28 protein-coding genes, 1 tRNA gene and 1 riboswitch are annotated in these 25,925 nt (G+C 46.1%); of the genes, 11 read left to right on the top strand and 18 right to left on the bottom strand.

All coding sequences use genetic code 11. The annotated features are described in order from the left end of the window. Positions 1–9: 9 nt before the first annotated feature. The 7 genes from Q7P33_RS00755 to Q7P33_RS00725 all read left to right on the top strand — a co-directional run bounded on the left by Q7P33_RS00755 (position 10) and on the right by Q7P33_RS00725 (position 6,976). A complete protein-coding gene (locus Q7P33_RS00755; RefSeq protein ID WP_303866368.1) occupies positions 10–1,689 on the top strand; it encodes a 2-oxoacid:acceptor oxidoreductase subunit alpha in 1,680 nt (559 codons plus the stop codon). Position 1,690: 1 nt separating this feature from the next. Next, the gene (locus Q7P33_RS00750; protein WP_303866365.1) at positions 1,691–2,542 is read left to right on the top strand and encodes a thiamine pyrophosphate-dependent enzyme; all 852 of its coding nucleotides are present in this window, start codon (positions 1,691–1,693) and stop codon (positions 2,540–2,542) included. A 29-nt stretch (positions 2,543–2,571) separates the two neighbouring features. Continuing rightward, complete coding sequence (locus Q7P33_RS00745; protein WP_303866363.1) at positions 2,572–3,006, top strand: desulfoferrodoxin family protein; 435 nt, start codon at positions 2,572–2,574, stop codon at positions 3,004–3,006. Positions 3,007–3,290: 284 nt separating this feature from the next. Next, complete coding sequence (locus Q7P33_RS00740) at positions 3,291–4,526, top strand: iron-containing alcohol dehydrogenase (protein WP_303866361.1); 1,236 nt, start codon at positions 3,291–3,293, stop codon at positions 4,524–4,526. Continuing rightward, entirely contained in the window at positions 4,527–4,760 is a 234-nt protein-coding gene (locus Q7P33_RS00735; RefSeq protein WP_303866359.1) for a MoaD/ThiS family protein, read from the top strand. Positions 4,761–4,770: 10 nt separating this feature from the next. Beyond that, a complete protein-coding gene (locus tag Q7P33_RS00730; protein ID WP_303866357.1) occupies positions 4,771–6,771 on the top strand; it encodes an aldehyde ferredoxin oxidoreductase family protein in 2,001 nt (666 codons plus the stop codon). Continuing rightward, on the top strand, positions 6,764–6,976 hold the full coding sequence (locus tag Q7P33_RS00725; RefSeq protein WP_303866354.1) for a 4Fe-4S binding protein: 213 nt from the start codon (positions 6,764–6,766) through the stop codon (positions 6,974–6,976). The genes Q7P33_RS00730 and Q7P33_RS00725 overlap by 8 nt, the downstream gene beginning before the upstream one ends. A 61-nt stretch (positions 6,977–7,037) precedes the next feature. Here the strand turns inward: Q7P33_RS00725 and Q7P33_RS00720 are convergent, their stop codons facing one another. From Q7P33_RS00720 to Q7P33_RS00655, 14 genes are all read right to left on the bottom strand, one after another. Next, on the bottom strand, positions 7,038–7,541 hold the full coding sequence (locus Q7P33_RS00720) for a GNAT family N-acetyltransferase (protein WP_303866352.1): 504 nt from the start codon (positions 7,539–7,541) through the stop codon (positions 7,038–7,040). 136 nt (positions 7,542–7,677) lie between these two features. Beyond that, the gene (locus Q7P33_RS00715) at positions 7,678–8,139 is read right to left on the bottom strand and encodes a GyrI-like domain-containing protein (RefSeq protein ID WP_303866349.1); all 462 of its coding nucleotides are present in this window, start codon (positions 8,137–8,139) and stop codon (positions 7,678–7,680) included. A 248-nt stretch (positions 8,140–8,387) separates the two neighbouring features. Continuing rightward, a complete protein-coding gene (locus Q7P33_RS00710; RefSeq protein WP_303866347.1) occupies positions 8,388–9,296 on the bottom strand; it encodes an FMN-binding protein in 909 nt (302 codons plus the stop codon). A 203-nt stretch (positions 9,297–9,499) separates the two neighbouring features. Beyond that, positions 9,500–10,084, bottom strand: coding sequence for a chromate transporter (locus Q7P33_RS00705; RefSeq protein ID WP_303866344.1), 585 nt, complete (start codon positions 10,082–10,084; stop codon positions 9,500–9,502). Continuing rightward, complete coding sequence (locus Q7P33_RS00700) at positions 10,081–10,674, bottom strand: chromate transporter (RefSeq protein ID WP_303866342.1); 594 nt, start codon at positions 10,672–10,674, stop codon at positions 10,081–10,083. Before Q7P33_RS00700 ends, Q7P33_RS00705 begins: the two co-directional genes overlap by 4 nt. Before the next feature lie 10 nt (positions 10,675–10,684). Further along, positions 10,685–11,371 (bottom strand): 4'-phosphopantetheinyl transferase superfamily protein, encoded by a 687-nt coding sequence (locus Q7P33_RS00695; protein ID WP_303866340.1) that lies wholly within the window; start codon positions 11,369–11,371, stop codon positions 10,685–10,687. A gap of 155 nt (positions 11,372–11,526) precedes the next feature. Then, on the bottom strand, positions 11,527–11,736 hold the full coding sequence (locus Q7P33_RS00690; protein WP_303866338.1) for a (Fe-S)-binding protein: 210 nt from the start codon (positions 11,734–11,736) through the stop codon (positions 11,527–11,529). Between the two features lie 105 nt (positions 11,737–11,841). Next, positions 11,842–11,916: transfer RNA gene (locus Q7P33_RS00685), tRNA-Gln, on the bottom strand. A 93-nt stretch (positions 11,917–12,009) separates the two neighbouring features. Next, positions 12,010–12,792 carry a TatD family hydrolase gene (locus tag Q7P33_RS00680; RefSeq protein WP_303866335.1) on the bottom strand — a complete coding sequence of 261 codons (783 nt, stop codon included), beginning with the start codon at positions 12,790–12,792 and terminating at the stop codon, positions 12,010–12,012. Next, entirely contained in the window at positions 12,786–14,120 is a 1,335-nt protein-coding gene (locus Q7P33_RS00675) for a CCA tRNA nucleotidyltransferase (RefSeq protein WP_303866333.1), read from the bottom strand. Before Q7P33_RS00675 ends, Q7P33_RS00680 begins: the two co-directional genes overlap by 7 nt. Beyond that, positions 14,110–14,688, bottom strand: coding sequence for an HDIG domain-containing metalloprotein (locus Q7P33_RS00670; RefSeq protein WP_303866331.1), 579 nt, complete (start codon positions 14,686–14,688; stop codon positions 14,110–14,112). The genes Q7P33_RS00675 and Q7P33_RS00670 overlap by 11 nt, the downstream gene beginning before the upstream one ends. Positions 14,689–14,945: 257 nt before the next feature. Then, on the bottom strand, positions 14,946–15,755 hold the full coding sequence (locus Q7P33_RS00665; RefSeq protein ID WP_303866328.1) for an aminotransferase class IV: 810 nt from the start codon (positions 15,753–15,755) through the stop codon (positions 14,946–14,948). 188 nt (positions 15,756–15,943) lie between these two features. Further along, positions 15,944–17,314 (bottom strand): aminodeoxychorismate synthase component I, encoded by a 1,371-nt coding sequence (gene pabB / locus Q7P33_RS00660; RefSeq protein ID WP_303866325.1) that lies wholly within the window; start codon positions 17,312–17,314, stop codon positions 15,944–15,946. Further along, positions 17,308–17,895 carry an aminodeoxychorismate/anthranilate synthase component II gene (locus Q7P33_RS00655; RefSeq protein ID WP_303866322.1) on the bottom strand — a complete coding sequence of 196 codons (588 nt, stop codon included), beginning with the start codon at positions 17,893–17,895 and terminating at the stop codon, positions 17,308–17,310. The genes pabB and Q7P33_RS00655 overlap by 7 nt, the downstream gene beginning before the upstream one ends. A gap of 255 nt (positions 17,896–18,150) precedes the next feature. Next, positions 18,151–18,320, top strand: a riboswitch (cobalamin riboswitch). A gap of 114 nt (positions 18,321–18,434) precedes the next feature. Here Q7P33_RS00655 and Q7P33_RS00650 point away from each other — a divergent pair. Both Q7P33_RS00650 and Q7P33_RS00645 read left to right on the top strand, forming a co-directional pair. After that, positions 18,435–18,977: an ECF transporter S component gene (locus Q7P33_RS00650; RefSeq protein WP_303866319.1), complete on the top strand. Its 543-nt coding sequence runs from the start codon at positions 18,435–18,437 to the stop codon at positions 18,975–18,977. Positions 18,978–19,067: 90 nt separating this feature from the next. Beyond that, positions 19,068–19,799: an alpha-ribazole-5-phosphate synthase gene (locus Q7P33_RS00645; protein ID WP_303866316.1), complete on the top strand. Its 732-nt coding sequence runs from the start codon at positions 19,068–19,070 to the stop codon at positions 19,797–19,799. 114 nt (positions 19,800–19,913) lie between these two features. On the opposite strand, the gene Q7P33_RS00640 is transcribed toward Q7P33_RS00645, so the two are convergent. From Q7P33_RS00640 to aroF, 3 genes are all read right to left on the bottom strand, one after another. Beyond that, positions 19,914–20,495 carry an aromatic acid exporter family protein gene (locus Q7P33_RS00640; RefSeq protein WP_303866313.1) on the bottom strand — a complete coding sequence of 194 codons (582 nt, stop codon included), beginning with the start codon at positions 20,493–20,495 and terminating at the stop codon, positions 19,914–19,916. A 205-nt stretch (positions 20,496–20,700) separates the two neighbouring features. Next, entirely contained in the window at positions 20,701–21,594 is an 894-nt protein-coding gene (locus Q7P33_RS00635) for a prephenate dehydrogenase (protein WP_303866311.1), read from the bottom strand. After that, positions 21,594–22,604: a 3-deoxy-7-phosphoheptulonate synthase gene (aroF, locus tag Q7P33_RS00630; protein ID WP_303866309.1), complete on the bottom strand. Its 1,011-nt coding sequence runs from the start codon at positions 22,602–22,604 to the stop codon at positions 21,594–21,596. The genes Q7P33_RS00635 and aroF overlap by 1 nt, the downstream gene beginning before the upstream one ends. A 596-nt stretch (positions 22,605–23,200) precedes the next feature. Here aroF and Q7P33_RS00625 point away from each other — a divergent pair. Both Q7P33_RS00625 and metA read left to right on the top strand, forming a co-directional pair. Next, positions 23,201–24,484, top strand: a complete 1,284-nt coding sequence (locus Q7P33_RS00625; protein WP_303866306.1) for an O-acetylhomoserine aminocarboxypropyltransferase/cysteine synthase family protein — start codon at positions 23,201–23,203, stop codon at positions 24,482–24,484. A 29-nt stretch (positions 24,485–24,513) separates the two neighbouring features. Further along, entirely contained in the window at positions 24,514–25,434 is a 921-nt protein-coding gene (gene metA / locus Q7P33_RS00620; protein ID WP_303866303.1) for a homoserine O-succinyltransferase, read from the top strand. Positions 25,435–25,470: 36 nt separating this feature from the next. On the opposite strand, the gene Q7P33_RS00615 is transcribed toward metA, so the two are convergent. Next, a complete protein-coding gene (locus Q7P33_RS00615) occupies positions 25,471–25,899 on the bottom strand; it encodes a hypothetical protein (RefSeq protein WP_303866301.1) in 429 nt (142 codons plus the stop codon). Positions 25,900–25,925 lie beyond the last annotated feature (26 nt).

Here is a 25,925-nt window from a genome sequence, read left to right as displayed (position 1 = left end):
AGGGTTTGTATGTATAACATACTTTTAGGCGGCGCCGCCGGCGATGGCATTGAAACAATGTCCGCAATTTTCGAAAAAATGCTAAAACAATCGGGTTGTCATCTTTTTACAATCCGTGATTTTATGTCCCGGGTTCGAGGTGGCCACAATTTTACCCAAATCCGCTTTGGCAATCAACCGCTTCACGCCCATCGGGACACCTTGAACGGGATCTTTGCCATCGATGAGACCACCTATTTGGAACACCAGTCCCGACTATCCTATGATGGCTTCATTTTATGCGATGAGTCGTTAGTGATTGATGATTTCCGGGCTATTAAGTGCCCTTTGAAAAAGACTGCTGCCAACCTTGGCAACCCCAAGGTCATCAACAGCGTGGCTACCGGAGCCCTGCTGAAACTTTTTGATATTCCTCTTGATCATGCTGCAAGTATTTTAAAAGCAACGCTCCGAGCTGACCTGGTCGATGTCAATCTGTCCGCCATCAAAATGGGTTATGATTTATTAAATACCAATTATCACCAATCACCGGTTGAAACGTCAGAACAGCTTTTACTGTCTGGCAATACCGCCATTGGCCTGGGGGCCGTAGCCGCTGGAATCCGTTTTTACTCGGCCTATCCAATGTCACCATCGACCAGTCTGCTAGATTTTTTTAATGCTCAAAGCAGCTCCATGGCCATTGCCGTCGAACAGGCTGAAGACGAAATTGCCGCTATTAACATGGCCATTGGAGCCTCCTATGCCGGAGCTACTGCCATGACCGGCACCTCCGGCGGAGGCTTTTCACTGATGGTGGAAGCTCTGGGCTTTGCCGGTATTGCCGAAATCCCACTGGTCGCTGTTGATGTCCAGCGTCCCGGACCGGCTACCGGCTTTCCCACCCGAACTGAACAAAGTGATCTCCAATTTGTCATCTCAGCCTCTCAGGGGGAATTCCCCCGAATGGTCATCGCCCTGCGGGATCATGCCGATTGTTTCTATCAGACGGCCCGGAGTCTGGCCCTGGCCAAGAAATATCAACTACCGGTAATCCTCTTAAGCGATCAGTATCTGGCCGATTCCACCACCACCGTCCCGATTTTTGATAGCAGTAAAATTGTCCGCTTTGATCAATCAGACGCGGCAGTTTCAGCAACAAACGATCCGCCATATCAACGCTATGCCCTCACCGAAAACGGCATCTCACCACTGGCTATCCCGGGGAAAAGCCCCGCCCTGGTTCGGGTGGACAGTGATGAACATGATCCCTGGGGAAAGATTACTGAATCGGCAACCGTCCGCAATCAAATGGTTAACAAACGTCTGATTAAACTAAACGCCCTGAAAGAAGAATTGATCGAACCGGAATTCTGGGGCTCCCATCAATGTCAGTTACTGCTGGTAGGTTTTGGTTCCACCAGCGGAGCCATTAAAGAAGCCGTAGACATTCTCAATCAAAACGAAAATAACTATGGCGCCCTGATTTTCGGCGATATTTATCCCCTGCCAACCGAACGGCTTCGTCATTTTGCCACCCAGGTGGTCGAAATAATCAATGTCGAACAAAACGCCACCGGCCAACTGGCATCATTAATCCGGGAAGAAGCGCTGATCAACTGCGACCACAGCATCCTCAAATATGATGGCCGCCAGTTATCAGTAGACGATATTCTCAATGGTATTAAAAATCTTAAAGGAGGCTTTTGACATGAACAAACCAGCATTTACCACTTACGACACCGCCTGGTGCCCTGGCTGTGGCAACTATGCCATCCTTGAAACCCTCACCGGAGTATTGAATCAGCTGGCTACCCCACCCCAACAGGTGGTTCTGGTCGGAGGGATTGGTCAAGCCGCCAAAACTAACCAGTACATTACCGCCAACGGCTTTAGTGGGCTTCATGGCCGCTCCCTGCCGGCGGCCGCTGCTATAAAAATTGCCAATAATGATCTGACTGTAATTGTCAATACCGGTGATGGTGATTCCTACGGCGAAGGGGGTAATCACTTTCTTCACAATGTTCGCCGTAACGTCGATATTACTCATTTTGTCCACGACAATCAGATCTATGGTCTGACCAAGGGTCAGCCATCACCCACCTCCGACCCCTGCGATCCGCTTCATAAAGCGGCTGCCTGCAACATGGGCGAAACCTTTAATCCAATGCTGGTTGCCCTGGCCGCTGGCGCCACCTTTGTGGCCCGTTCTTTTTCCGGCGACAAAAAGCATTTGGCAGAAATGATGATCGCTGCTATTAAGCATCCCGGCTACGCTTTGGTGGATATCCTTCAGCCCTGTGTCAGTTTTAATAAAATCAATACCTTTGCCTACTATAAGCAACGCGTGAAACCCCTGGATGATCGCCATGATCCGACCAATAAACTGGCCGCCATCGAAAAGGCGATGGAATTCGGTGACACCATTCCGATTGGCATCCTTTACCAACACGCAGCGCCTACCTACGCGGATAAACGCCCGGAACTTTTTGATCACATTCCCCTCGTCGACAAACACGTTCCCCAGAGTGCTGTCGAGGACTTGATTAAACGCTATATCTGAATTCAAATCAAAGTGAAAGAGGTAATCGTATGGATCCCAAGTTGTTTTACCAATGTAATGACTGTAACGCCGTGCTGTTGGAACTAAACGGCACCCTGACCCAATATTGCAACCACTCCCAGACACTGTTGGCCCCCAATACCGTCGATACTGTCAAGGAAAAACACCTTCCAGTGCTTGTTTTTTCCGACCACCAGCTTCAGGTTAAAGTAGGTAGCGTTCCCCATCCGATGACAACTGATCACTCCATTTTATGGATCTTCGTCCAAACCCGAAACGGGGGTCAATATGTACAATTGACCCCCGAACATCCACCCGAAGCCCTTTTCACTGTCGAATCACTGGATGTTATCCGGGTTTATGCCTATTGTGACATTCATGGCCTCTGGATGGTCAACAATGCCGAGCTGGATTATGAAGAAATTGTCTGTTCGCCTGAGTTTCCACAAGGCTGTATTGAATAATAACCCTTTTTTCGTGTTGTTACAGGTTTACCTCAGTCTTTAAGCTGACCTGTCATCACCGGGTTCGGGGATGAAACCAACCCGAGCCCGAATTCATCCCAAAATGTCAAATTTCTTTATAGAACCTTAAATTTAAGCCATTTAGTTTCTTTATTTTTCGTTGTGATATAATGAATACCATATTTAAGCCAAGGGATGATTCATGAACGATAATAAACTTGACCTTGTGCTTTCGATCCCTAAATCTCGAATCAATGCTACCGTAACAAAATGGAGGTTATCTGATGCAAAGAGTACTTAAGACCATTCAAAATGTTCCATACCGCAGTTCTCAATTAGTCATGAAGCAAGTCGCCCAGGTTCTGCCCCTACCAATTCCTCCGGTTCTTCAGGGCCCTGGCATGGTTCGCCGTTTTCCCGAGATCATTGCGATTTCCGGGGTGAATAAAGTTCTGGTTGTTACCGACAAACCCCTGCATAAAATGGGCTTGCTGGATTCCTTTTTATGTTCTCTGGAAACCAATGGCATCGACGCCATCGTTTTTGACAAGGTTCAACCCAATCCCACTTTCGAAAATATCGAGGATGGTCTGGCTCTGTATTACAGCGCCAATTGTCAGGGCGTAGTCGCCTTTGGCGGCGGTTCTCCCATTGACTGCGCCAAGATTATTGCCGCTAAAGTCACCAACCGCAAAAGTATTGAAAAAATGCGGGGACTGTTTAAACTGACGCGGAGACTGCCACCTTTTTTTGCCATCCCCACTACTGCCGGTACCGGTTCTGAAGCAACCATCTGCGCCGTAATCACCGATGTCAAAAATCATGAGAAATTTGTAATTAGCGATCCCAAACTGGTTCCCCTAGCTACGGTTTTTGATCCGGAGCTCAGCGTCGGCCTCCCTCCTTCCCTGACTGCCACTACCGGAATGGATGCCCTAACCCACGCAGTGGAAGCCTACATCGGAAAATATGACACTGCTTTTGTTAAAGAAAAAGCCCTGAATGCCACTGAAATCATTATTAATAATCTTGAAGACACCTATCATAATGGCCAGGATCTGGATCTCCGTTTGAAAATGGCTCAAGCCTCCTTTGATGCCGGACTGGCTTTCACCCGGGCCTATGTGGGTTATGTCCACGCCATTGCCCATGCCATGGGTGGTTTTTACGGGGTTCCCCACGGTTTAGCCAATGCCATTATTTTGCCCTATATTCTTGAGTTTTCCAAAAAAGCCGCTGAAAAAAAACTGGCCGAACTGGCTTTCTATGCCGGTCTGGGCGAAGCCATGTATGATGACGAAACCCTGGCGGGATTCTTCATCGAAAAAATCAAATCGATGAACCTCCATATGGGCATCCCCACCACTATTTATGCACTGAAAGAAAAGGATATTCCCGAACTGGCCAAACGGATTCTTAAAGAAGGTAATCCCACCTACCCGGTTCCCCGGATCATGAATTACCAGGAATGCTGCGACATTCTGAGACTGCTTTGCCCGGAAAGAGCTCCCGAGGCTTAAATGAAAGTCCAGGTCTTTCCCCCGCCCATTGCCAGCCTGACCCACCTGGATGAGGATGGTATGATGATATTACCCCCAGGCGCTCGATTATTGACTGTTTACCGTCGGCTAAAAATTCCCCTGGTTTTACAACCGCTGTTGATCTGCCATGTCAATTACCAACGGGTGAAATTAAGCACCCCGTTAAAACACGGTGATGTGATCAGTTTTATGCTGCCCCTGGCGGGAGGATGAGAGGTATTATTTGAAAGGTTATTGCGGAACAATCCTGATGGTGGATCTCTCAAACGCCACCTTTGACGAAATCAAAATTCCCGATACGGTTTATGAACATTTTCTTTCTGGAGTCGGTCTCGGGGCATATATTTTATACAAATATATGCCCAGCGGAGCTGATCCCCTGGGGCCTGACAATATCCTCGGCTTTGTCAGTGGTCTCCTTACCGGCACAGGCAGTTTTATGACCGGCCGCTGGCTGGCGGTCTGCAAATCTCCGCTTACCGGGGGCTTCGGTGACGCCAATTGCGGTGGCACCTTTTCACCAGCCATAAAGCAATGCGGTTATGATGGCATCTTTTTTAAGGGCCAGGCTCCCAAACCGATGCTGCTCTTTATTGATAACAACGGCCCCCAACTCCTGGATGCCTCTACGCTCTGGGGCCTGGATACCGTTGCCACCGAAGCGGCCATCAAGCAGATGATTACCGCCAACAAAAAGCTGGCAATTGCCACCATTGGCCCGGCTGGTGAACACCAATCACAAATCGCCGGAATTTCCAACGATGGCGGCCGGATGGCGGCCCGCTCCGGGGTGGGCACGGTGATGGGTTCAAAAAAACTAAAAGCTGTTGTTCTGGCAGGTTCAAAGATGATCCGTTCCGAGAATCCAGAAACCCTCAAAGCCATCAGCCAGAACTATGCCCGAAAAATCAAAGCTTCCAATCTTCCACCAATGACGACCGGGGCCATCTTACCCATGATGGGCAAATCCATGGTTGCCACGGATAAGGCAATCCCCATCGACGGCATGTTATCCACGGCCATCATCAAAAAATGGGGAACTGGTTTTACCAATACGATGGGGATGACCATGGGTGACACGCCTGTAAAAAACTGGAAGGGTTCGATCACCGATTTCCCCTATCGCAAGTATCGTCAAATGAATCCAGATCTTATTCAAAAACATGAAACGCAGAAATATCACTGTTATTCCTGTATCATCGGCTGCGGCGGTCTGTGCGACATCAGCGAGTTAAGCAACGGCCGCTTCTCCCATACCCACAAGCCTGAGTATGAAACAGTCGCCGCCTTTGGTGCCTTGCTTCTCAATAAAGACCGGGATTCCATCTTTATGATCAATGAACTCCTCAATCGGGGTGGGATGGACAGCATTTCTGCGGGAAACACCATTGCCTTTGCCATGGAGTGTTATGAAAAAGGCTGGTTAAGTCAGGAAGCAACCGGCGGCCTGGATCTCTCCTGGGGGAATGTCGCTACCATTATTACCCTAGTTGAACAAATGATTGCCGGAACCGGCTTCGGGGCGATTTTACAGCACGGTGTTAAAAAAGCCAGTGAAATTTTAGGTATCGAATCGGCACCTCTGGCCATCCATGCTGGCGGTCAGGAACCCGGCATGCATGACCCCCGGCTCGATCCAATCCTCGGTATTCATTATTCCTGCGACCCCACCCCCGGCCGCCACACTATCGGTGCTGGCAGCTATTACACCTACATGCGGATCTGGGAGGATATAAGCTGGGCGCCCAAGGTCAAACTGGGGGAAGATAAAAATAACGAATACGAGGCAAACAATCAAGTCGGCCTCAAATCGATGATTAATGCCTGTATCAAACAAATTCTGGATGGCTCCGGAGGTTGTTTTTTTGCACTGGTCAGCGGACTGAATCACTTTAAACTATTTAATTATCTCAACGCTGCCACCGGCTGGAATAAGACCCCCAACGAATACATGACCATCGGCCTGCGGATGCAAACCCTACGCCAGGCCTTTAACGTCCGGGAGGGGATCAATCCCCGGGATTTTAAAATGAATGACCGTCTCAGCGGCAAACCGCCATTGACGGAAGGACCGTTAAAAGGTAAGCAGTTTGACATGGATGAAATGATGAGCATTCACTACCAGTTTATGGGTTGGGATAAAAAAACTGGCATCCCCACCAAAACGGCCCTGGAGGATCTGGGCTTTTGCGATCTGGAAATGGAGGGCCTAACCCATGGCTGATAAGAAAAAACCGGTTGTCAACTATGAACTCTGCATGGCCTGTGGGATCTGCTCTGGCGATTGCCCCTTAAGCTGTATTGTCCTGCGAAAAACCGACATCGATCGCTATCAGAAAGCCTATCCGGTGCTGGATGAATACTATCGTTGTACCGGCTGCACCCGTTGCGCCAAAGCCTGCCCGATGGATGCGATACAAATGATATAATCAAAAGATGCTGAATGATTTTTACCTCATTCAGCATCTTTTTGCTATTTTATTATTCTATTTATTTAATCAGGGCATACATGCAATAGTCAGTGATCTTCCCGTTTTTGAATATCGCTTTCTTGCAGATTCCTTCCAGCTGGAAGCCTGCCTTTTCCAGCGCTCTTCGGGAACCGGTATTATCAACGAAAGGACGACTATAGATTCTAAAAATATCAAAATTGGCAAAGCCATTTTCACAGGTTTGCATAATCGCTTTGGTCATAATCCCTTTTCCCCAGAAAGGTTCACCCAACCAGTATCCCAATTCGGCCGTCTTGCAGCTGACATCATCCTGAAGCAGTAATCCCACCGAACCAATTGGTTCATTGTCAATGACGATGGCTTTGATTGACTGTTTGGTCTGATCTCGGTGCATACACTGATCAATAAACATATGGGCATCATCCAGCGTGTAGGGTGATGGAAACGAGTTTCGCAAGAAGCAGGCAACCTTGGGGTTATTGGCATAATGAACCAAACTTTCCGCATCATCCAGTTTCCAATCTCTTAATTCAAATTTCATCTTTCTTCCTCCTGTATAGAATTAGCCATGCTATGTCAAACCAATGCCCTGGTAGCAAAAGAGCTTTTGTCTGACTAAAACATGTGAGCTGACATTTTTTGATAGAGCAGTTTACCTTTGTAAAACTGCTCTATCATTATTTAATCGGCATTACAATTTTAGTGAGCCATTCACTTTCCGGAAACGTCGGATCATTATAATAATATTCATAGGCAATTCCTTCCGGTTGACAGTGATTGGTCTCAAACCATTGTGCCATCTCCCCATAAACCGGTTCCATTTCGGCGTAAGGCCCCCGATACATGCAAAAGATATTTTTTCCTTCTGGAATCAGTCCCGGTTTGACGTCGCCCTGTCCAGGCAATGATTTGGCTACCGGAAATCCGATTTCTACATCAAGATGTTGCATATCCATGTTATGATAGGCAACAAATGGTACATCGGTCATCAATTCCCCGATCTCATTGAGATAGGCGCCAATCTTTCCGTAGCTCTCACCGATTAACTGCGGCAATTCTTCGACCCTGGTAATCGTTCGAATAACCAGAGTAGGTTGTTCCCGCTGTTTGATCGTTTCAATATTTGACATTTTTGGCATGTCCGACCCTCCTTAAAATTTTTTCGGCTAAACTTAAATTGCGCTTTTTAAATATTGTTACCCTCTTTTTGCCTAAATATTGAAATAATTTTATATTAAAAAACACCCCAACGCTTTAAATTTCATTCGTTAAGAAACTTAAAGAACAGGGGTGTCTTATCATTTATGACCATAACCGAAAGACTTTTAATTGTCTAATCACATTTTCCGCTTTTTTTATCCGTGTAACTAAAATCAGCTACATCATCTTACAGGCTGGGTAAGGTTCCCGAAATCACGGCTGGCTCCAGTGCATTGATAACGGCCCGCATAATTCCCGTTGAAGTATAGGTTGCCCCGGAAATGGTATCCACAACCGGAGTCTGAGCGGCGATGATGGCGGCCGGTACTGCATCAATAGCCTTTCCGTAATATTTGACATTGTTTTCATTATGAGAGATCACCGAAACAGCAGTAATCACATTATCAGCCACCGTAACACTAACTGTCAGCTCTGGTCCGTAACCTTCAGCCACCCCGGTATAGGTGCCGTCCTGCAAATCGACACTGCCCAAAAACAGATTGGTTTTGGTCATCACCGTATCGGTCACAGAGGCATCCACTGTCGTTGCCGGGGTACTTTCCGCTGTCGACACACTGGAGTTTTCTGCTGTTACGGAATTGCCCTGATCAGCCTCGGCTGTTGCTGAAACCGTTTTTGTGCCATATAATTTTTCTACCGAAGCCTCGACTTCCTTTAATGATCTGTTAAAAAAGACTTCTGGGCCCATGATTCCGCCAACCTCCCAAAGATGAACCCCCAGAAAAACAATCAGTACCACGGTTAACCAGCGGTGCGGTTTAATCCAGGTACACTTTCCCCTGAGCATTTTTCTGAGGAAATAGGTTAGTCCCAACAGAACTCCCATGACCATACAAAGGGTTCCAAAATTAAATGACAGAATTTCTCCCGAGGAAAAGAACCCATGAATACAGGCAGTGATCACAAAAGCGATTCCCATGGTTTTATGTGAATTTCTCAAATTGTGATTGATTTTTGCGATAACTTCATTTTTTCTAGTGCCCTTATTGACAATTCGCAATAAGTAGATGATGGACAACAAAACGGCAAAAATAACGCTTAGCCAGGCTGTTAACACATCAATAATAACAGTCATCTCAATTCCTCCTTTTTTTTATCATAGCAGGCTTTTATGACATCTTTGTGTCATCCTCATTAACATATCATGTTTTTGTGATGTTTCTGTGATGTTTCTGTGATTATCACACCGTTTTAATTATTCCTTAAGTCATTTCTGCCAAAACCGCATCGGTATTCTTGACAAAAAAAGACCTACTGCTTAACAGTAGATCTCAGCACCTAATAAAACATCGGCAATACCCCAAAAAACAACATCCCCAACGCCGCAGAAATCAGGATCAATTTGATCGGATGGAGTTTGAAGCGAAAATAAACAAAGACACAAATACTAAAAATAATGATTTCCAGATATTGAAGACTGGCAAAAAAACCGCCGACTGAGTTAATTTGCGCCTCATGACCAATAAATCCACTGGACATCAGCAGCAATACTGCCGAGGCAATCAATCCAATTACCACCGGTCGCATTCCATAAAGAGCCCCCTGTACCCATTTGTTCTGCTGAAAGTTGGTGAACGCTTTGGCAATCAGCAAGATAATGATAAAAGATGGCAACACCACCGCCGTGGTGGTGGTCAGTGCTCCCGGAAGCCCACCCATTTCCATACCCACAAAGGTGGCAATATTTACCGCAAATGGCCCCGGGGTCGATTCCGCCACGGCAATGAAATCAGTCAACTCCAATAGCGTCAGCCATCCGTGATCCACCACTTCCTGCTGAATCAGCGGAATCATCGCATATCCGCCGCCGATGGTAAACAAGCCAATTTTGAAAAAGGTTATAAATAAATCGAGATATATCATTTTTTCACCTCGTCACGTTTATCATCCGCTTGTTTTCGGTTTAACCAGACCTGATAAAAAAGGCCCGTTACAGCACCACCCAGCAAGAGATAAATGACATTGATATCGGTAAAGGATGCCAGACTAAAGGCCAGCATTAAGATCAGCACCGTCAGTGGCGTGTACTCCCCCTTTTTGCCCATTTTAACCACCGCTCCCAAGATTAACACAATGACACCGGCTCGAATCCCTTTAAAAGCATACCCCACCCATTCCAGGCTTTGAAACTCCTGGAAGAACAGGGAAATTACACTGATAATTGTAAAGGACGGAATCACCACCCCCAGGGTTGCCAGCAACGAACCCCAAAAACCAGCCACTTTATAACCAACAAAGGTTGCCGTATTGATGGCAATGACTCCGGGAGTGGCTTCGGCAATGGCAAAAATATCCAGAATATCCTCGCTTTTTATCCACCGATGCCGCTCTACCGTTTCGTATTCGATCAGCGGGATCATTGCATATCCACCACCAAAGGTGAACAGTCCGATTTTAAAAAAGGTAATGAACAGGGTTTGCAGTTTTTCTTTTTGATTTGTTGGTATTCCCATTAATTTGCTCCTATAATGTGACCCACTCCAGACACTCCTGAAAATCAACTGTATCCGTGACAGACCAGATAACATAGCCTTCCAGCTCCGGATAATTTTTAAACACCACCGGCATTTTTTGCCCTTCTGAAATAGTAGCTGTTTCAGGATTTATTGCCACTTCCTGGTGACAGTCAATCGCAAAAGTATGCAGCGGCAAATTAAAGCCTTTGCCAGTGTATTTCATATACGCTTCTTTTAGCGCCCAAAGATCATAAAAGCCCTGCTTCTGTTTTTCTTGTGGCAAAGCTATAAGCCAGTCTGTCTCGCTTGGGGCAAAAAAGCGTTTAGCCAGCCTGAGTTTCGGCTGAGCCATTTTTTGAATGTCCACCCCGACCGGTCGGGAACCCAGACCGCAGACCACGTAATCACCGGAATGGGAGAGGTTAAAGCAGATCTCCGGATAATCAGCAAACCATGGTTTACCAGATGCTCCGGTCTCGATCACCAGTGGTCCATCAATATCATAACTTTGCGCCAATGCCTTTTTCAATAATATTTCAGCACCAACTGAAAGTGCCTTCGCTGCCGGTGCTTTTAACCGCTCGGCTTTTTTCTGCCGTTCTGTTGATACTGCTTTCATGGCTGCTCCTAAACGGTTGGGCTTCGATAAGCTGCGGACATCGGCGATAAAAATCCGGATTTTGGGGTTTTCCATTTCTTCTCCATCGTTGACCTGATTCTTTCTTTGGCCATCCCGCTTACCACAGGTCAATCGTCGTCAGATTAATCAGGATCATTTCTTTTATTGTTATTTAGATTATACTAAAAAAGACGAAAGCAGACAAACAATGCTGATTGTTTGACTGCTCATTAGTTTCTATTTTTATCGATTAATTTCTGAATTTCCTGGCGGTTTTCTTCATTAATTGCTATTCTGAGGGCCGAACAGGCACCGATATTTTTTTTCCCCTGCAATAGTTTTTCGGCAAAAGCCATACAGTTATTTTCACCGCAGTTTTTACAACTAGTTTGTGGAAGATATTCATAAATATCAAAGACGCTGATTTTTTGATCCGACATGATTTTCTCCTATTTTTTCACGATTTGATGATTACCACCATCAAACAATTAGATATGACAAAACCTGCTTTTTAAGACATCTTAAAGAGCAGGTTAACTTTCTTTTGGCAGAGGTAGCAGGATTCGAACCTGCGAGTGATGGAGTCAGAGTCCATTGCCTTACCGCTTGGCGATACCCCTTTATTCATTTTCTGTCCCGAAGGTACGCTAAACATTTTATCTGAATTTTTATTGATTGTCAAGGAAAATGAATAATTGATTTGCGTTTTTTATTTATTTCGTCTTTTCACCAATACCAAATACCCTTTTGGCATTTCGGGTGGTAATCTCGGCCACCTCTTCCACCGCCATCCCCCGGATCCGGGCAATTTCAGCCGCTACCAAACCCACATAGGCCGGCTCATTTCGTTTGCCGCGATGGGGAGTCGGTGTCAGGTAAGGACTGTCCGTTTCAATCAGCAACCGCTCCAGCGGCATCATTGCGACAACTTCCGGTAGTTTCCGGGCATTGCTGAAAGTCAGCGGGCCGGAAATCGACAAATGAAAGCCCATCTCCAAAAAGACCTTGGCCATTTCCACCGAGCCACTGTAGCTGTGCATGATGCCACCGTACTCCGGCGCAAAATATTCCTTTAAGATCCGAACCATATCTTCCATCGATTCCCGGTTATGAATCACGATCGGCAGCGCCACCGCTTTAGCGATCATCAGCTGGCGGATGAAGACCTCCTGCTGGACATCCCGGGGGGAATAATCATAGTGGTAGTCCAGACCGATTTCGCCAATGGCAACCACCTTTTCTTTTTTTGCCCATTCCGTTAACAGGGCGTCGTGTTTGTGGGTATCGTAATCCTTGGCATCATGCGGATGAATCCCCACCGTGGCATAAACCATCGGGTATTTTTCACTCATTGCCACGGCCCGGAAGCTGGAGGCTTCATCCGCACCGGGATTAATGATCAGCTCCACTCCAGCAGCCCGGGCATTTTCCAGTACCGCTTCGCGATCCTCATTAAATTTCTGATCGTCAATATGGGCATGGGTGTCAATTAACATTTGTGTATCTCCTTTGCTTTTTCCATCAAATTTTCTTTTTCGTTTTGATAAACTTCGTCCATGACACCGGCCAGCAGTTGATTAAGAATCCGACCGATTTCGACCCCGTTGGTGATCCCCATGTCAATCAGATCGTGGCCGTTAACAGCCAGGTCTTTCAGCGAGAAGCAGGCCTTTTCGGCAATCACTTGATCCAGTAGTACTTCCAGTTTTTTCAACGACACCAATCGGTCACGATACTGGGGCGCCTGGGCCAGGTTATCGCCCCGCTTGATTGCAATCAGATCACGAAACAGCGGCTCCGATAAACGATTCAGCCAACGCTTAATGCTGGTTTTATCGGCCTCAATCAGGGTATCGTGGTATTTTACCAGCAGACAAACCTGATCAACGGTATTTCTACTAAGCCGCAAAGCGGTGAGGCGCTCCCGGGCCATCCCTTCCGATACCTTGCTATGACCTTTAAAATGACCGACGCCATCCGCATCCCGGGTAAAGGTTGCGGGTTTTCCCAGATCGTGAAACAACATCGCCCAGCGCAGCCGGGGCACCGGTGCCAATGTTTCCATGGCCACCGCCGTATGGGTCAGAACATCATAGCAATGGTGGGGATTCCTCTGATCAAAGTTTTTAGCTGGCAAAAGTTCCGGGATCACCACCCCCAGCACGGCGGTTTCTGCCAGGATGATCGCTTTGGCACTTTTTCCACAGATCAGTTTATCCAGTTCAACGGCAAGCCGCTCGGCCGAAATATGACGAAGTTGTCCACAATTTTGCCGGATTGCCCTGCCGGTTTCGGGTTCCAGATCAAACCCCAGAACTGCGGCAAAACGGAGGCCCCGTAGAATTCGCAAAGCGTCCTCAGCCATTCTTTGGGAAGGATCGCCAACACAGCGGATCATCTTATTCTTAAGATCCTGACTGCCCGCAAACAAATCAATTAAACCTTTTTGGGGATGATAGGCCATCGCATTAATGGTAAAATCCCGCCTGGCCAGGTCATCGGCCAGGTTTCGGGTAAATGCTACTGTATCCGGGTGGCGATTGTCCGAATAATCACCTTCAATCCGATGGGTGGTTATTTCAATCGCCATTCCTTCAATTATGACCGTAACTGTACCGTGGCGGATGCCAGTCTCAATGACCCGATGATTGGCAAAACACTTAATTATTTCATTCGGAGTGGCGTCGGTGGTCATATCAAAGTCCGTCGGCGGGGCGCCCAGCAAAAAATCCCGAACACAGCCGCCCACCAGATATCCACAGAATCCACAGCTTTCCAGTTGCTTAAAGGCCTGTTCTACCGGAGTCGGAAGATTAAGCTTCATTACTTCCCAGGCCGATGTCGTCAGCCACGGCCCGCATGCCCAGAATTGTTTCCTGCATCAGCTCATCCAGCGAATAACCAGCCATTTCGGCGCCTTTGGCAACCACCTCCCGATTAACCCCGGCGGCAAAACTGGCGGTTTTAAATTTCTTTTTCACCGATTTCAGTTCCAGATCATTAACGCTTTTGGAGGGCCGCATATACGCACAGGCAGTAATCAGCCCAGCCAGTTCATCGGTGGCATAAAGAATTTTTTCCATTTGATGGGTGGGTTCGACGTCGGCGCAGAGACCAAAGCCGTGGCTGACCACACTATTGATAAAGGCGCGCTCGTAATCGTTCGCTTCCAAAATTTCGACCACTTTAACACAGTGCTGATCGGGGTATTTTTCATAATCCAGATCATGCAGCAGACCGACAATGCCCCAGTACTCCGGATCTTCGCCTTCCAGTCTGGCAAAATGTTCCATCACCCCCGAAACCGCCAGACCATGATTAACCAGGGATTCACTTTCGTTGTATTCTTTTAACAATGCCAATGCTTTTTCGCGATCCAATTGTGTACTCATTTTATCACCTCATGCTTCTTAAAATTAATTGGCAGCTTGCCATTTTGTACTACCAAAACAACCATTGCGTTGGTTTTAGCTCCCGCTATTTATTTTGTTTATTAAACGTATTTTAACACAGTTTGCTTCCAATTAACAAAAGCGGTCACAAATTATTACGCTTTTTTCATCAACAAAAGCCCTGCCACAAATTTTTCTCTCCATGGCAAGGCTGGTGCTTCATTTTGGCTAATTAATAATTCAAACTATCCAAACGTTTAACGCTGCCCCCAGGTTTGTTGAAACAACGTATCGATCCGGGTAGTCAGCGTTTCCGATCCAACCCCGTAGTACCGTTTATCGAGCTGCTTCACTGGCATGATTTCCATCAGCGAATTGGTGATAAAAACCTCGTCGGCAGCTAGTAATTGATCACTGCTGTAATACCCCTCTGTGATCGGGATCTGATTGGTTTTTAGCAACGCGATCACCCGGTTGCGGACAATCCCGGCCAGTAGCCCACAATCCCTTGCCGGAGTATTGACTCGGCCGTTTTTGATAAAAAAGATATTGGTCATACACCCTTCCGCCAGATAGCCCTGAGTGTTAAAAAAAATCGCTTCGCTAAACCCCTGGGCTTTGGCTTCATTTAATATCAGCAGATTCTCCAGATAATTGTTGGACTTGATGCTCACCAGCCGGGATTTTTCATTGCGGATCGTATCACTGGTGCAAATTTTTAGTCCCTGTTCAAACATCCGACGATCATAATGGTTTTCCCGGGCAGTGATTAGCAAATTATCAGCTTTTACGCCCTTACTGAGCGTCACCCTCAGGCCGCCCCGAATCATCGTATTTTTGGCGATGATCTGCTGACACTCGCTTTGGATCTGATCAGGATGGCGATTAAGCTTCAGGCCCATCACCAGGGCACTCTGTTTGAGCCGTTCCATATGATCCTCAAAGAAAACCAGCTTGCCCTGAGCCACGTTGATGGTTTCAAACACCCCATAGCCATAAAGAAAGCCCTGATCCAGCGGCATCTGCGGTTTTTTTGAAATTTCCCCATTATAACTGACGTAGTCCATTTTTCTCCCTCTATTTGGAAACCGCATAATTTTAAATTACGAACAACTATTGCTTTACGATCAGTTTCCACAAACAATTGTGTAACGTGTAGGCGAACAGTTCAGCGAACTGTCCGCCATACAGTGTAACAATTGTTTTGTGCGAAAGTGGTCGTAAAGCTCACGGCACTTAAGTAACACAGTTGTATTTAATACCGTTTCAATGCATCCATCAGGGCCCGCCCCTTATCAAAGGTTTCCTGATACTCGGACTCATTGTCGGAATCCCAGACAATCCCGCCGCCGACCTGAAAATAGCCTTTGCCATCCTTACAGACAATTGTCCGGATGACGATGTTCAGATCCAGATCACCATTGAAACCAATATAACCAATCGAACCGGTATAAATGTTTCGCTGGGTCGGCTCCAGTTCATCAATAATCTCCATCGCCCGAATTTTTGGTGCCCCGGTAATCGAACCGCCGGGGAAGGTCGCCTTAACACAGTCGATGGCATCCAGCTCGTCTTTTAACTCGGCAATCACCGTGGAAACCAGGTGAAAGACCGTCTGGTATTCTTCCAGTTTAAACAATTCCGGTACCTTAACGGTGCCGGTTTTGGCGATTTTTCCGAGATCGTTTCGTTCCAGATCGACAATCATCAATAGCTCGGCCTTATCCTTTTCGCTGTTGACCAGCGTTTCACGATTGGCGGCATCTTCGGCCGGGGTTTTGCCCCGGGGCATGGTGCCTTTAATTGGTCGGGTTTCAATGTTTCGGCCCTGAACCAGAATAAATCGCTCCGGCGAACTAGAGACAATCTGACCGACCCCAAAATCGATATAGCTGGCAAAGGGAGCCGGGTTAATCTTTCGCAGTTCACTGTATAGCTCCAAAGGCGTGATCTGTAAATCAGCGTTAAAACGTTGCGTCAGATTGGTCTGATAAATATCTCCAGCTAAAATATACTCATGCACCGCATCCAGGGCTTTTAGATATTCCGGTTTGGTAAAATTACCCCGGAATTCCAGATTTTCATTGATTTTAAAGTCCGAACGAATGGCGACCTTGGGATCACCAACAAATTTTTTTACCAAACGGCTGACAATATCTGCTTCGTTTTCTTCAATCCCCAGGGCGGCTACATAGGTTTTGTTTTCTTTATGATCGACGATCACAATGCCATCGTAGAAGCCCATAAAACAATCCGGGACATTGACATCATCCACTGCCGTCCGGGGGAAAGTTTCCAGATGATGACAGAGGTCATAGCCAAAATAACCAACCGCTCCGCCGATAAACGGAAACGGCGATGAATAATCCATTTTATACTGTTTTAAGAGTTTTTGCAGTTCAGCAAAAGGATCGCCCGTAACCGTTTTCGTCTCCGTCTTGGTTTTAACGGTGATGTCATTGTCCTTGCTGGTAAAGACCAGTAACGGATCCCCGCCGATAAATGAATAACGTCCCAGGCTGTCCGGGTCTCTCCCGCTGTCGAGGAAGAAACTATAGGGGTCATCTTTAAATAAAAGATAGCTTTCAAAACTGGTTAAGTCGGTTTTTATTTCTTGTATTAGCATCTTGCACCATTTTCTTTTGTTGCTTGAAAAAAGTTATCCAATAATTCCATACCCATTTCGGTGAGAATCGCTTCGGGATGAAACTGCACCCCTTCAATGGGGTAGTTTTTATGGCGCATCCCCATGATCTCATTTTGATCGGTTCGGGCGGTAATCTCAAAAAAATCGGGAATATCCCGGTTTTCCACCACCAGAGAATGGTATCGGGTCACCTTCAGGGGATTATTAAGACCGTCAAAGACTCCGATATTGTCATGGGCGATCGCATGAACTTTGCCATGAACTGGCTCCAGCGCTTTGGTAATCGTACAGCCAAAGGCCTGACCAATGATCTGGTGGCCCAGACAAATTCCCAGAATCGGGATTTGTCCCTTAAAACGGTGAACCACATCCAGACAGATGCCGGATTCGTTGGGGGTACATGGCCCCGGTGATAAAACAATCATCGACGGTGCCATCGCTGCAATCTCGTCGAGAGTGATTTTATCATTTCTTTTTACGATCACCGTTTCATTGAGTCCCTCCAGATACTGGACTAAATTATAGGTGAAAGAATCATAGTTGTCGATCATTAGAATCAATTTTTATACCTCATAGTATTAATCATTTTGAGCTGTATTGTATCATACTCCATGGGTTTTAGACAATGAATTATAGCTGGAATATTTGGCAGAAATTTTCGATCGGTCTGGTTTTTTCGGGGTTGATTTACACCAGAATTTACCCCCATTCTAAAAATTCTCAATTCCCGGTTTGCTTTTTTTGCTTGGACTGATTATTAGTCCCAGTCAATTTTAATTTGACAAATCGATTCCCGATATGCTATTATGCTTCCAAGTAAATAAAGCTTTTTTGGTGCCTTGTAAAAGGAGAATAGGGAAACAGGTTGAAATCCTGTAGGGACCCACCACTGTATCGTTGGAGCACTTGTCATCACCACCTCACGGGAAGGGACAAGATGCGATGAAGCGGACTCAGGAGACCTGCCAAAAATGATTCCATTTGGACGACGGTAAAGTTCACATCTGTATTGGATGTGGGCTTTTTTGTTTGGCACTGGAATCGGTTCGTCTTTTCTTTGGCTATCAAATGCTTTATAATAATAATCAAGGAGTTTGTTATGAAAATCAACACCCGACAATTAGTTTTTATGGCACTTTTAATCGCCCTTTCTTTTGTAGGTGCTCAGTTAAAAGTCTTTGGCACCATTGCCTTTGATTCACTACCGGCTTTTTTAGGCACCCTGCTGATGGGCCCTGTGGCTGGCGCAATTATTGCGATTATTGGTCATCTTTTAACCGCCCTCACCTCAGGATTCCCGATGACCCTACCGGTTCACCTTGCCATTGGTCTGGGAATGGGACTGATCATGGTGGCCACCTGGTATACCTATGTTTTTGTTAAAAAAGCCAGCAACGAAATCGTCGCTCTGATTGTCAGCGTTATCGTTGCCGCCGTCTTTAACGGTCCGATTCTTTTGTTACTGTGTTCACCGCTGCTGATCCCGATGTTAACCTGGCCTGGTGTCATCGCAATGATGTTGCCTCTGGCCCTTGTCGGTGGCATCAACGCCCTGATTGCAGCCCTGATTTTTAAAGCCTTACCACAATCCGTTAAAAATCAGGTCGCTTCGGTAAACGAAACCCAATCATGGCAGTCCTAAATTAAATCTGTTTGTGCAGTAACCAAATAATTCACCAAGTCCACGACAGTTTCACTATATGGAAAACCACTCCCCCCGAAGGAGGATCTTATGAATACCTATCAATATCGTGACCTATCGGTCATTGAGCTTCCCGATACCCTCCTGGTCACGGCCTGTGACAGTAGCGGAGGTGTCGGGGAGAAGCCCGGGGACGAATTGTGTGTTCCTACTAAATATATTTCGATTTTTGCCACCCGGGTCTGTCTTTTTGAGCTGCTATCCTGCGGCACCGAGATTATCAGTCTTTCCAATACCATCGTCGGTGAAATGGAGCCCACTGGCGCCGCTCTGATCCAGGGAATTAAGGAAGAACTGGCTCGGGCTGGCATCGGGGAACTACCCATTAACGGTTCAACTGAAGAAAATTTCAAAACCTGTATGACCGGCTTTGGCATTTTTGTTGCGGGCATCGCCCCGCAATTACGAATCACCCCCTCTACGCCAGGGGATATCTTGATCTGTATTGGCAAGCCCAAATTCGGGGCCGCTCTTGTTCTCGATGATGATCCAGAAATCGCCAATTATCAGGATCTTCAAACCTTAATAAAAAATCCCGCCGTTAATGAGATTATACCCTGCGGCTCCAAGGGAATTTTGTACGAAGCCACCAATCTTGCCGCCATTCATCAGTGCCAGTTTAAAACGATGCCCAATGATCTGAATGTGGTGGATTCCACCGGTCCGGCGACCACCGTAATTGCCAGTATCAAGCCTTTTGCCTTATCCGAACTGGCTACGATCTTCAGGGATAAACTGACAGTGATCGGCCATCTTAAATAATTTTTTCACTAAAAAAAAGACCACCTGGTATTCGAGTGGTCTCTTTTTTAAGGGGAGGGGTAATTATATTTTAGTTTGTCCAGACGTCACAAAAATCCAGAAAAAACGTAAAACCTAGGGTTTAAATAGCATATACAAAAAACTCGACACTTTAAATCTCTGATGATCACTACCCGGTTTTTCTGCCCCGGTGACCAGCTCTTTTTCCGATTGTGTTCCCTCATCAGCTGACTTTTCGTCGCATTCCGGAACCTTGATAAACCGATTGATTAAAAACGCCACAATGATCCCAAACGCTGTTTCAAGCAGCCTTAACATTGCCAGCATGTAACTGCCCATTTCCTGGGGATAGGTCGTCATCACACTGAGAAACATCACACAGGTAATCACAATGGCACCCGCTTTGTGAAAATTATTACATAAATAAATCAGGATCATAATTCCCAAGGGAATAATAACTACATAAGCGTATTCATATGGGATTAAGTTAGCAATAAAAATGCCCAGCAGCCCCGCTATTCCACCAAAGATCGTTCCCAATATCCGATTCCAACCAGTTTCGATGGAATTTTCAATGCTCGGTCCCATGGTAAGCACCGCTGCAATTGCAGCAAACAATGGATTAAACTCCGGTCCCATTATTGCAAATACCACCACACAGATGAATACTGCCAGCACCGTTTTTATGTTTCTCATACCAAGAGATGGCAGATGACATAATTTCATGATTTTTTTGCTCCAATTATTTATTTAACTTTTACCCTCTTCGTTTTGTTCCCACCAAAAATTATAATTTCAAATGTTTCTTTATCTAGAGTATACTCCCATATTAAATTAAGTCAATAGCGTAATCATTTTCAGGCTGATGTAATAGTTTTCACAGCATATCTCTTAAGCAAACTCACAGTTTTTTTAAGCTTTTCGCCGCCCGAATCTCCCCCATGGCAATACGTTTTTCCCGAACTGATTGAAGTCGATCAATCAATTCGTCTTTTTCATCCAAACGAATCATTTCCTTCATGGCAACCAGGCTGGCCTCAAATTTCTCGATCTGATCAAGCAGATTTTTGCGGTTGCACATAAACAATTCCGTCCACATCGGGGCATTGATCATGGCAATTCGAGTCAGGTCACCAAAACTACCGCCTTCAAAATCAGTGATTGACAGATCGTCCTCGCAATCCACCAGTGCCGCCGCAATCACATGGCAAAGTTGAGAAGTGAAGGCTATTTTCTGGTCGTGAATTTCGGTGGTGGTTTCAACAATATGGTTAAAGCCCAGATCGGTCACGATGTCCCGGATTAACTGAATATTCTCCGGCTGATTGGTGGGCAGAGGGGTCAAAATATAATTCCGGTTCTTAAAGATCCGATCATCAGCCCCGCCGAACCCTTCTTTTTCACTGCCCGCCATCGGGTGTCCGGGAATATAATCAATGTCTTTGCGTAGCAAATTGCCAAGGTTTTTAAAAACCACTTCTTTGACCCCGATTATATCCGTGACAATCGCCCCCGGTTTGAAGTCTTCCATGTACAGGGCTAAAAAAGCCAGGGTGTCCATTGGGGTCAGGCAAATAAACACCAGATCGCATTGGGGCAGCATTTTTTGAAGCCCCGCCGAATCCCAGACCCCTTCGTCAATCACTCCCTGATCCAACGCCTTTTTAATCACCGACGGATTTAAGTCATACGCCCAGATTTCTCTGGGCCCCTGTTTCCTGAGTCCCATGGCCAAAGCCCCGCCCATCAGACCCAGGCCGATAAAGCCAACGATGGAATCTTCACGTTTTTTCATTACATCACCTTGTTCTCAAATTCAGCGTATTTTTTGACCGTGATCATGATTTTATGAAATTGTTCCGGCGTAATTGACTGTTCACCGTCACACAGCGCTTCTTCAGGATTATTATGAACCTCGATCATCACGCCATCAGCACCGGCAGCGATCGCAGCCTTTGTCAATGCTTCAACAGTCCATGACAATCCAGTGGCATGACTGGGGTCAATAATAATCGGCAAATGACTCTTTTGTTTGAGCACCGGGATACAGCTGATGTCCAGGGTATTTCGGGTGGCGGTTTCGAAGGTACGGATTCCCCGTTCACAGAGAATGACCTTATCATTGCCCTCCTTCATGATGTATTCAGCCGACATCAGGAATTCCTGCATCGTCGATGACATCCCCCGCTTAAGCAGGATCGGCTTATCAATTTTTCCCAATTCCCGGAGTAAATCAAAATTCTGCATATTTCTGGCACCTACCTGAATAATATCGACATCTTCAAAAGCCTCAAGATGCTCAAGCGACATGAGTTCGCTGACAATCGGCAGTCCGGTTTCTTTTCTGGCGATCTTAAGCAACTCCAGTCCTTCGTATCCCAGACCCTGAAACGCATAGGGTGAGGTTCGCGGCTTGAAAGCTCCACCCCGCAGAAAGGTTGCCCCGGAAGCTTTAACACTTCTGGCAATCGCCACGACCTGTTCTTCACTCTCTACCGAACAGGGGCCAGCCATCACACTGATTGTCCCTTCGCCGATTTTTCGGCCTTTAACATTAATGATGGTGTCATCGGGATGAAACAGCCGATTGGCTTTTTTATAGGGTTCCTGAACTCTGAGCACATTTTCCACAATACGGTTTGAACGAATTTTTTCCACATCTGCCAAGGTTGTATCCCCTACTATTCCTAGAATGGTGTGATCCACACCTTTTGAGTAATGAATGTTTAATCCCTGTGTTTCAATCATCTTGATTAACCTCTGAATATCCTCTTCTTTTGTGTTGGGCTTAACAACTATTATCATTTTCTTCCTCCATTAATTTACGAACTGACTACTCGGCCCCATTTTTTATCTTCTGTGCACCGAAGACCACCAGAAACCGCCTTACTGATTTCTGGTGATTCGCAGTCAGCATCCAAATTGCTAGCATGATCTTTGGCCTTTGACTTGCGAAAAAAAAAGGAGACTTCCTAAGAAGCCTCCTAAAAATCAACTTTTATTCAATACACCTGTATCGCTAAAAATTTCTCATGGGTTCGGATTCTCAAAGGAACTTAATTGATTGTACGCAAAATAACCAAAGCTAAAAAACCAATAGCTTTGGGTGTTAACGTAATAATATTCATTTAAGTTTCTTCTTAACTCTGCCATGATATTCCTCTCAGGACACCTTACAACGGAGAAAATGAACTTCTCCACAACCTTGTTGAACTGTAACGTGTATTTTGGTTTATTATAGACCTAATTTTTATCAATGTCAAATAAATAGTGATTAAAAACATGTTAATTTTTCATTCTTTGCTTTACGTATTGACAAGATCTGGTCATTATGATATATTGCTTATAATTCCTACTGGTATGATATGTAATTCATTAATGCGATATAAGGAGATATGATTATGAAGGATACCCGAAAATTTGAAACGCTCCAGCTCCATGGCGGGCAAAGCCCTGATCCCACCACCCATGCGGTGGCAGTTCCCATTTATCAGACCACCTCTTATGTTTTTGATAACAGCGAACACGCCCAAAGGCTATTTGGTCTGGAAGAACCGGGCAATATTTACACCCGGATTATGAATCCCACCACCAGTGTGCTGGAAGAACGGATGGCACTTTTAGAAGGCGGTGTTGGAGCCCTGGCCTTTGCTTCCGGCTCGGCAGCGATTACCGCTACCATTCTTAATATCGCCGGTGCTGGAGATGAGCTGGTGGCCACATCCACCCTTTACGGAGGAACCTATAATCTCTTAAGCGCCACCCTGCCCCGGCTCGGTATTACAACGACCTTTGTTAACCCGGATGATCCTGAAAATTTCCGCACTGCCATCAACGAAAATACCAAGGCCATCTATATCGAATCTCTGGGGAATCCGGCTATTAATATTGTCGATGTCAAAGTCGTGGCCCAAATCGCCCACGACAACGGGTTGCCACTGATTGTCGACAACACCTTTGCCACCCCGTACTTATTTAGGCCACTGGATTTTGGTGCCGACATCGTGGTTTATTCAGCCACCAAATTTATCGGTGGGCACGGCACCACCATTGGCGGTATCATCGTTGACGGCGGCAGCTTTGACTGGGCTGGCAGTGGCCGCTTCCCGCTGTTCACCACCCCCGACGCCAGTTATCACGGTATTACCTACACCACTGATATCGGCGCTGCGGCTTTTATTGTCAAAGCCCGGGTTCAGCTACTCCGGGATACCGGTGCCTGCATCAGTCCCTTTAATGCCTTTCTGCTGTTACAGGGTCTGGAAACCCTGTCGTTGCGCCTGGATCGGCATCTTGAAAACACTCAGAAAGTCGTCGCTTACTTGACCAACCACCCTCAGGTTTCCTGGGTTAACTATCCGTCACTCCCTGATAATCCTTATCAGTCTCTTTCTGATGAGTACTTTAAAAAAGGCCCTGGTTCGATCTTCACCTTTGGCATCAAAGGCGGCATCGCCGCCGCCCGTAAATTTATTGATAGCCTGACCCTGTTTACGCATCTGGCCAACGTTGCCGATGCCAAATCACTGGTGATTCATCCTGCCACCACTACCCATCAGCAATTGTCTGGTGAAGACCTGATTGCCGCCGGTGTGACCGAAGATATGATCCGTTTGTCGATTGGACTGGAACACAGTGATGATATTCTGGCTGATCTCGATCAGGCCTTTTCTCAGGCGCTTTAATTTTTAATCAACCACCCGGAGGTAAACCAATGCCGATAAAAATACCCACAAATCTGCCCGCCAGTCAGATTCTGACCAATGAAAACATCTTTGTAATGGATGCTGACCGGGCCAGTCATCAGGATATCCGGCCCTTAAAAATTGCCATTCTCAATCTGATGCCGACTAAAATCACCACTGAAACGCAGCTGCTGCGACTATTAGGGAATACACCGCTGCAGATTGAGGTAACCCTGTTGCAAACAAAAACCTATGAAAGTAAAAACACCCCGTCTGAACATCTGGGCTCTTTCTATTGTTATTTTGAAGATGTCAAAGCGCAACGGTTTGATGGCCTGATTATTACTGGGGCTCCAATCGAAACGTTGGCGTTTGAGGCGGTTGACTACTGGGATGAACTCACCGAGATTATGGACTGGAGCAAAACCAATGTCTTTTCCACGCTGCATATCTGTTGGGGTGCCCAAGCCGGGCTCTATTATCATTATGGGATTGAGAAGTATTTGTTACCCGAAAAAGCCTTTGGTGTTTTTGAACACCATCTGGAGCAAGACTATGTCAAACTCTTTAGAGGCTTTGATGATACTTTTTACGTGCCCCATTCCCGACACACCGGAATCCGTCGAGAACTGCTTGAGGCCCATCCCGATCTGGAAATCATGGCCACCTCACAGGAATCTGGGGTGTATATCGTCATGGCTCAAAATGGCCGCCAGATTTTTGTCACCGGCCATAGTGAATATGATCCCCTGACATTAAAGGGTGAGTATGACCGTGATGTTTCCCAGGGTAAACCAATCAATATTCCAATCAACTACTACCCTAATGACGACCCGACTCAGCCGCCGGTGGTGCGCTGGCGGGGACATGCCAATCTGCTGTTTAGCAACTGGCTAAATTACTACGTTTATCAGGAAACACCCTATGAATTATCTAACGCAGCTTTTTAATGGCATTTAAAAGCGCAGGCATTTGCCTGCGCTATTTCAGTATAATGCTTTTTTCTTTGACAACACGACCTTGAATTTCCAACCGTTTTCCTTGGCAACAGTTTTAGCAATTTTGTTAAACTGCCCCAAATCAAAATTATATTCGTAGACCTTTCCATCCGTGCTGTATTGAACCGCCTTTACTTTCCGGGATAAGGTTGCCCCACTTTGTGAAAAGCTTTCACTGCTGAATCCAACAGAAAAACCGCTTTTTATTTCTTTAGACAACTCCCAAAAATAAATCGTCTTTTCCGCTTCCTTCAATAAAATCAGATTTTCATAATGGATTTTTATTTTCCCCGTGGCGTGTTTGGCATCCATTAATTCCTGATTTACTGAAAGATCCGTTTCACCACCAACTTTACAGGCAATTCCGTTTTCTTCATACTGTCTGGCAATACTCGCGATTATTTCATTTTTTTCCATCGTTTGATTAATCTTTCCTTTGCTGC

The organism is Acetobacterium wieringae, from assembly GCF_026646375.1.
GTDB classification, from domain to species: domain Bacteria; phylum Bacillota; class Clostridia; order Eubacteriales; family Eubacteriaceae; genus Acetobacterium; species Acetobacterium wieringae_A.
Note: the sequence above shows the minus strand (reverse complement) of the source record. Positions and strands in the feature narration are given on the sequence as shown.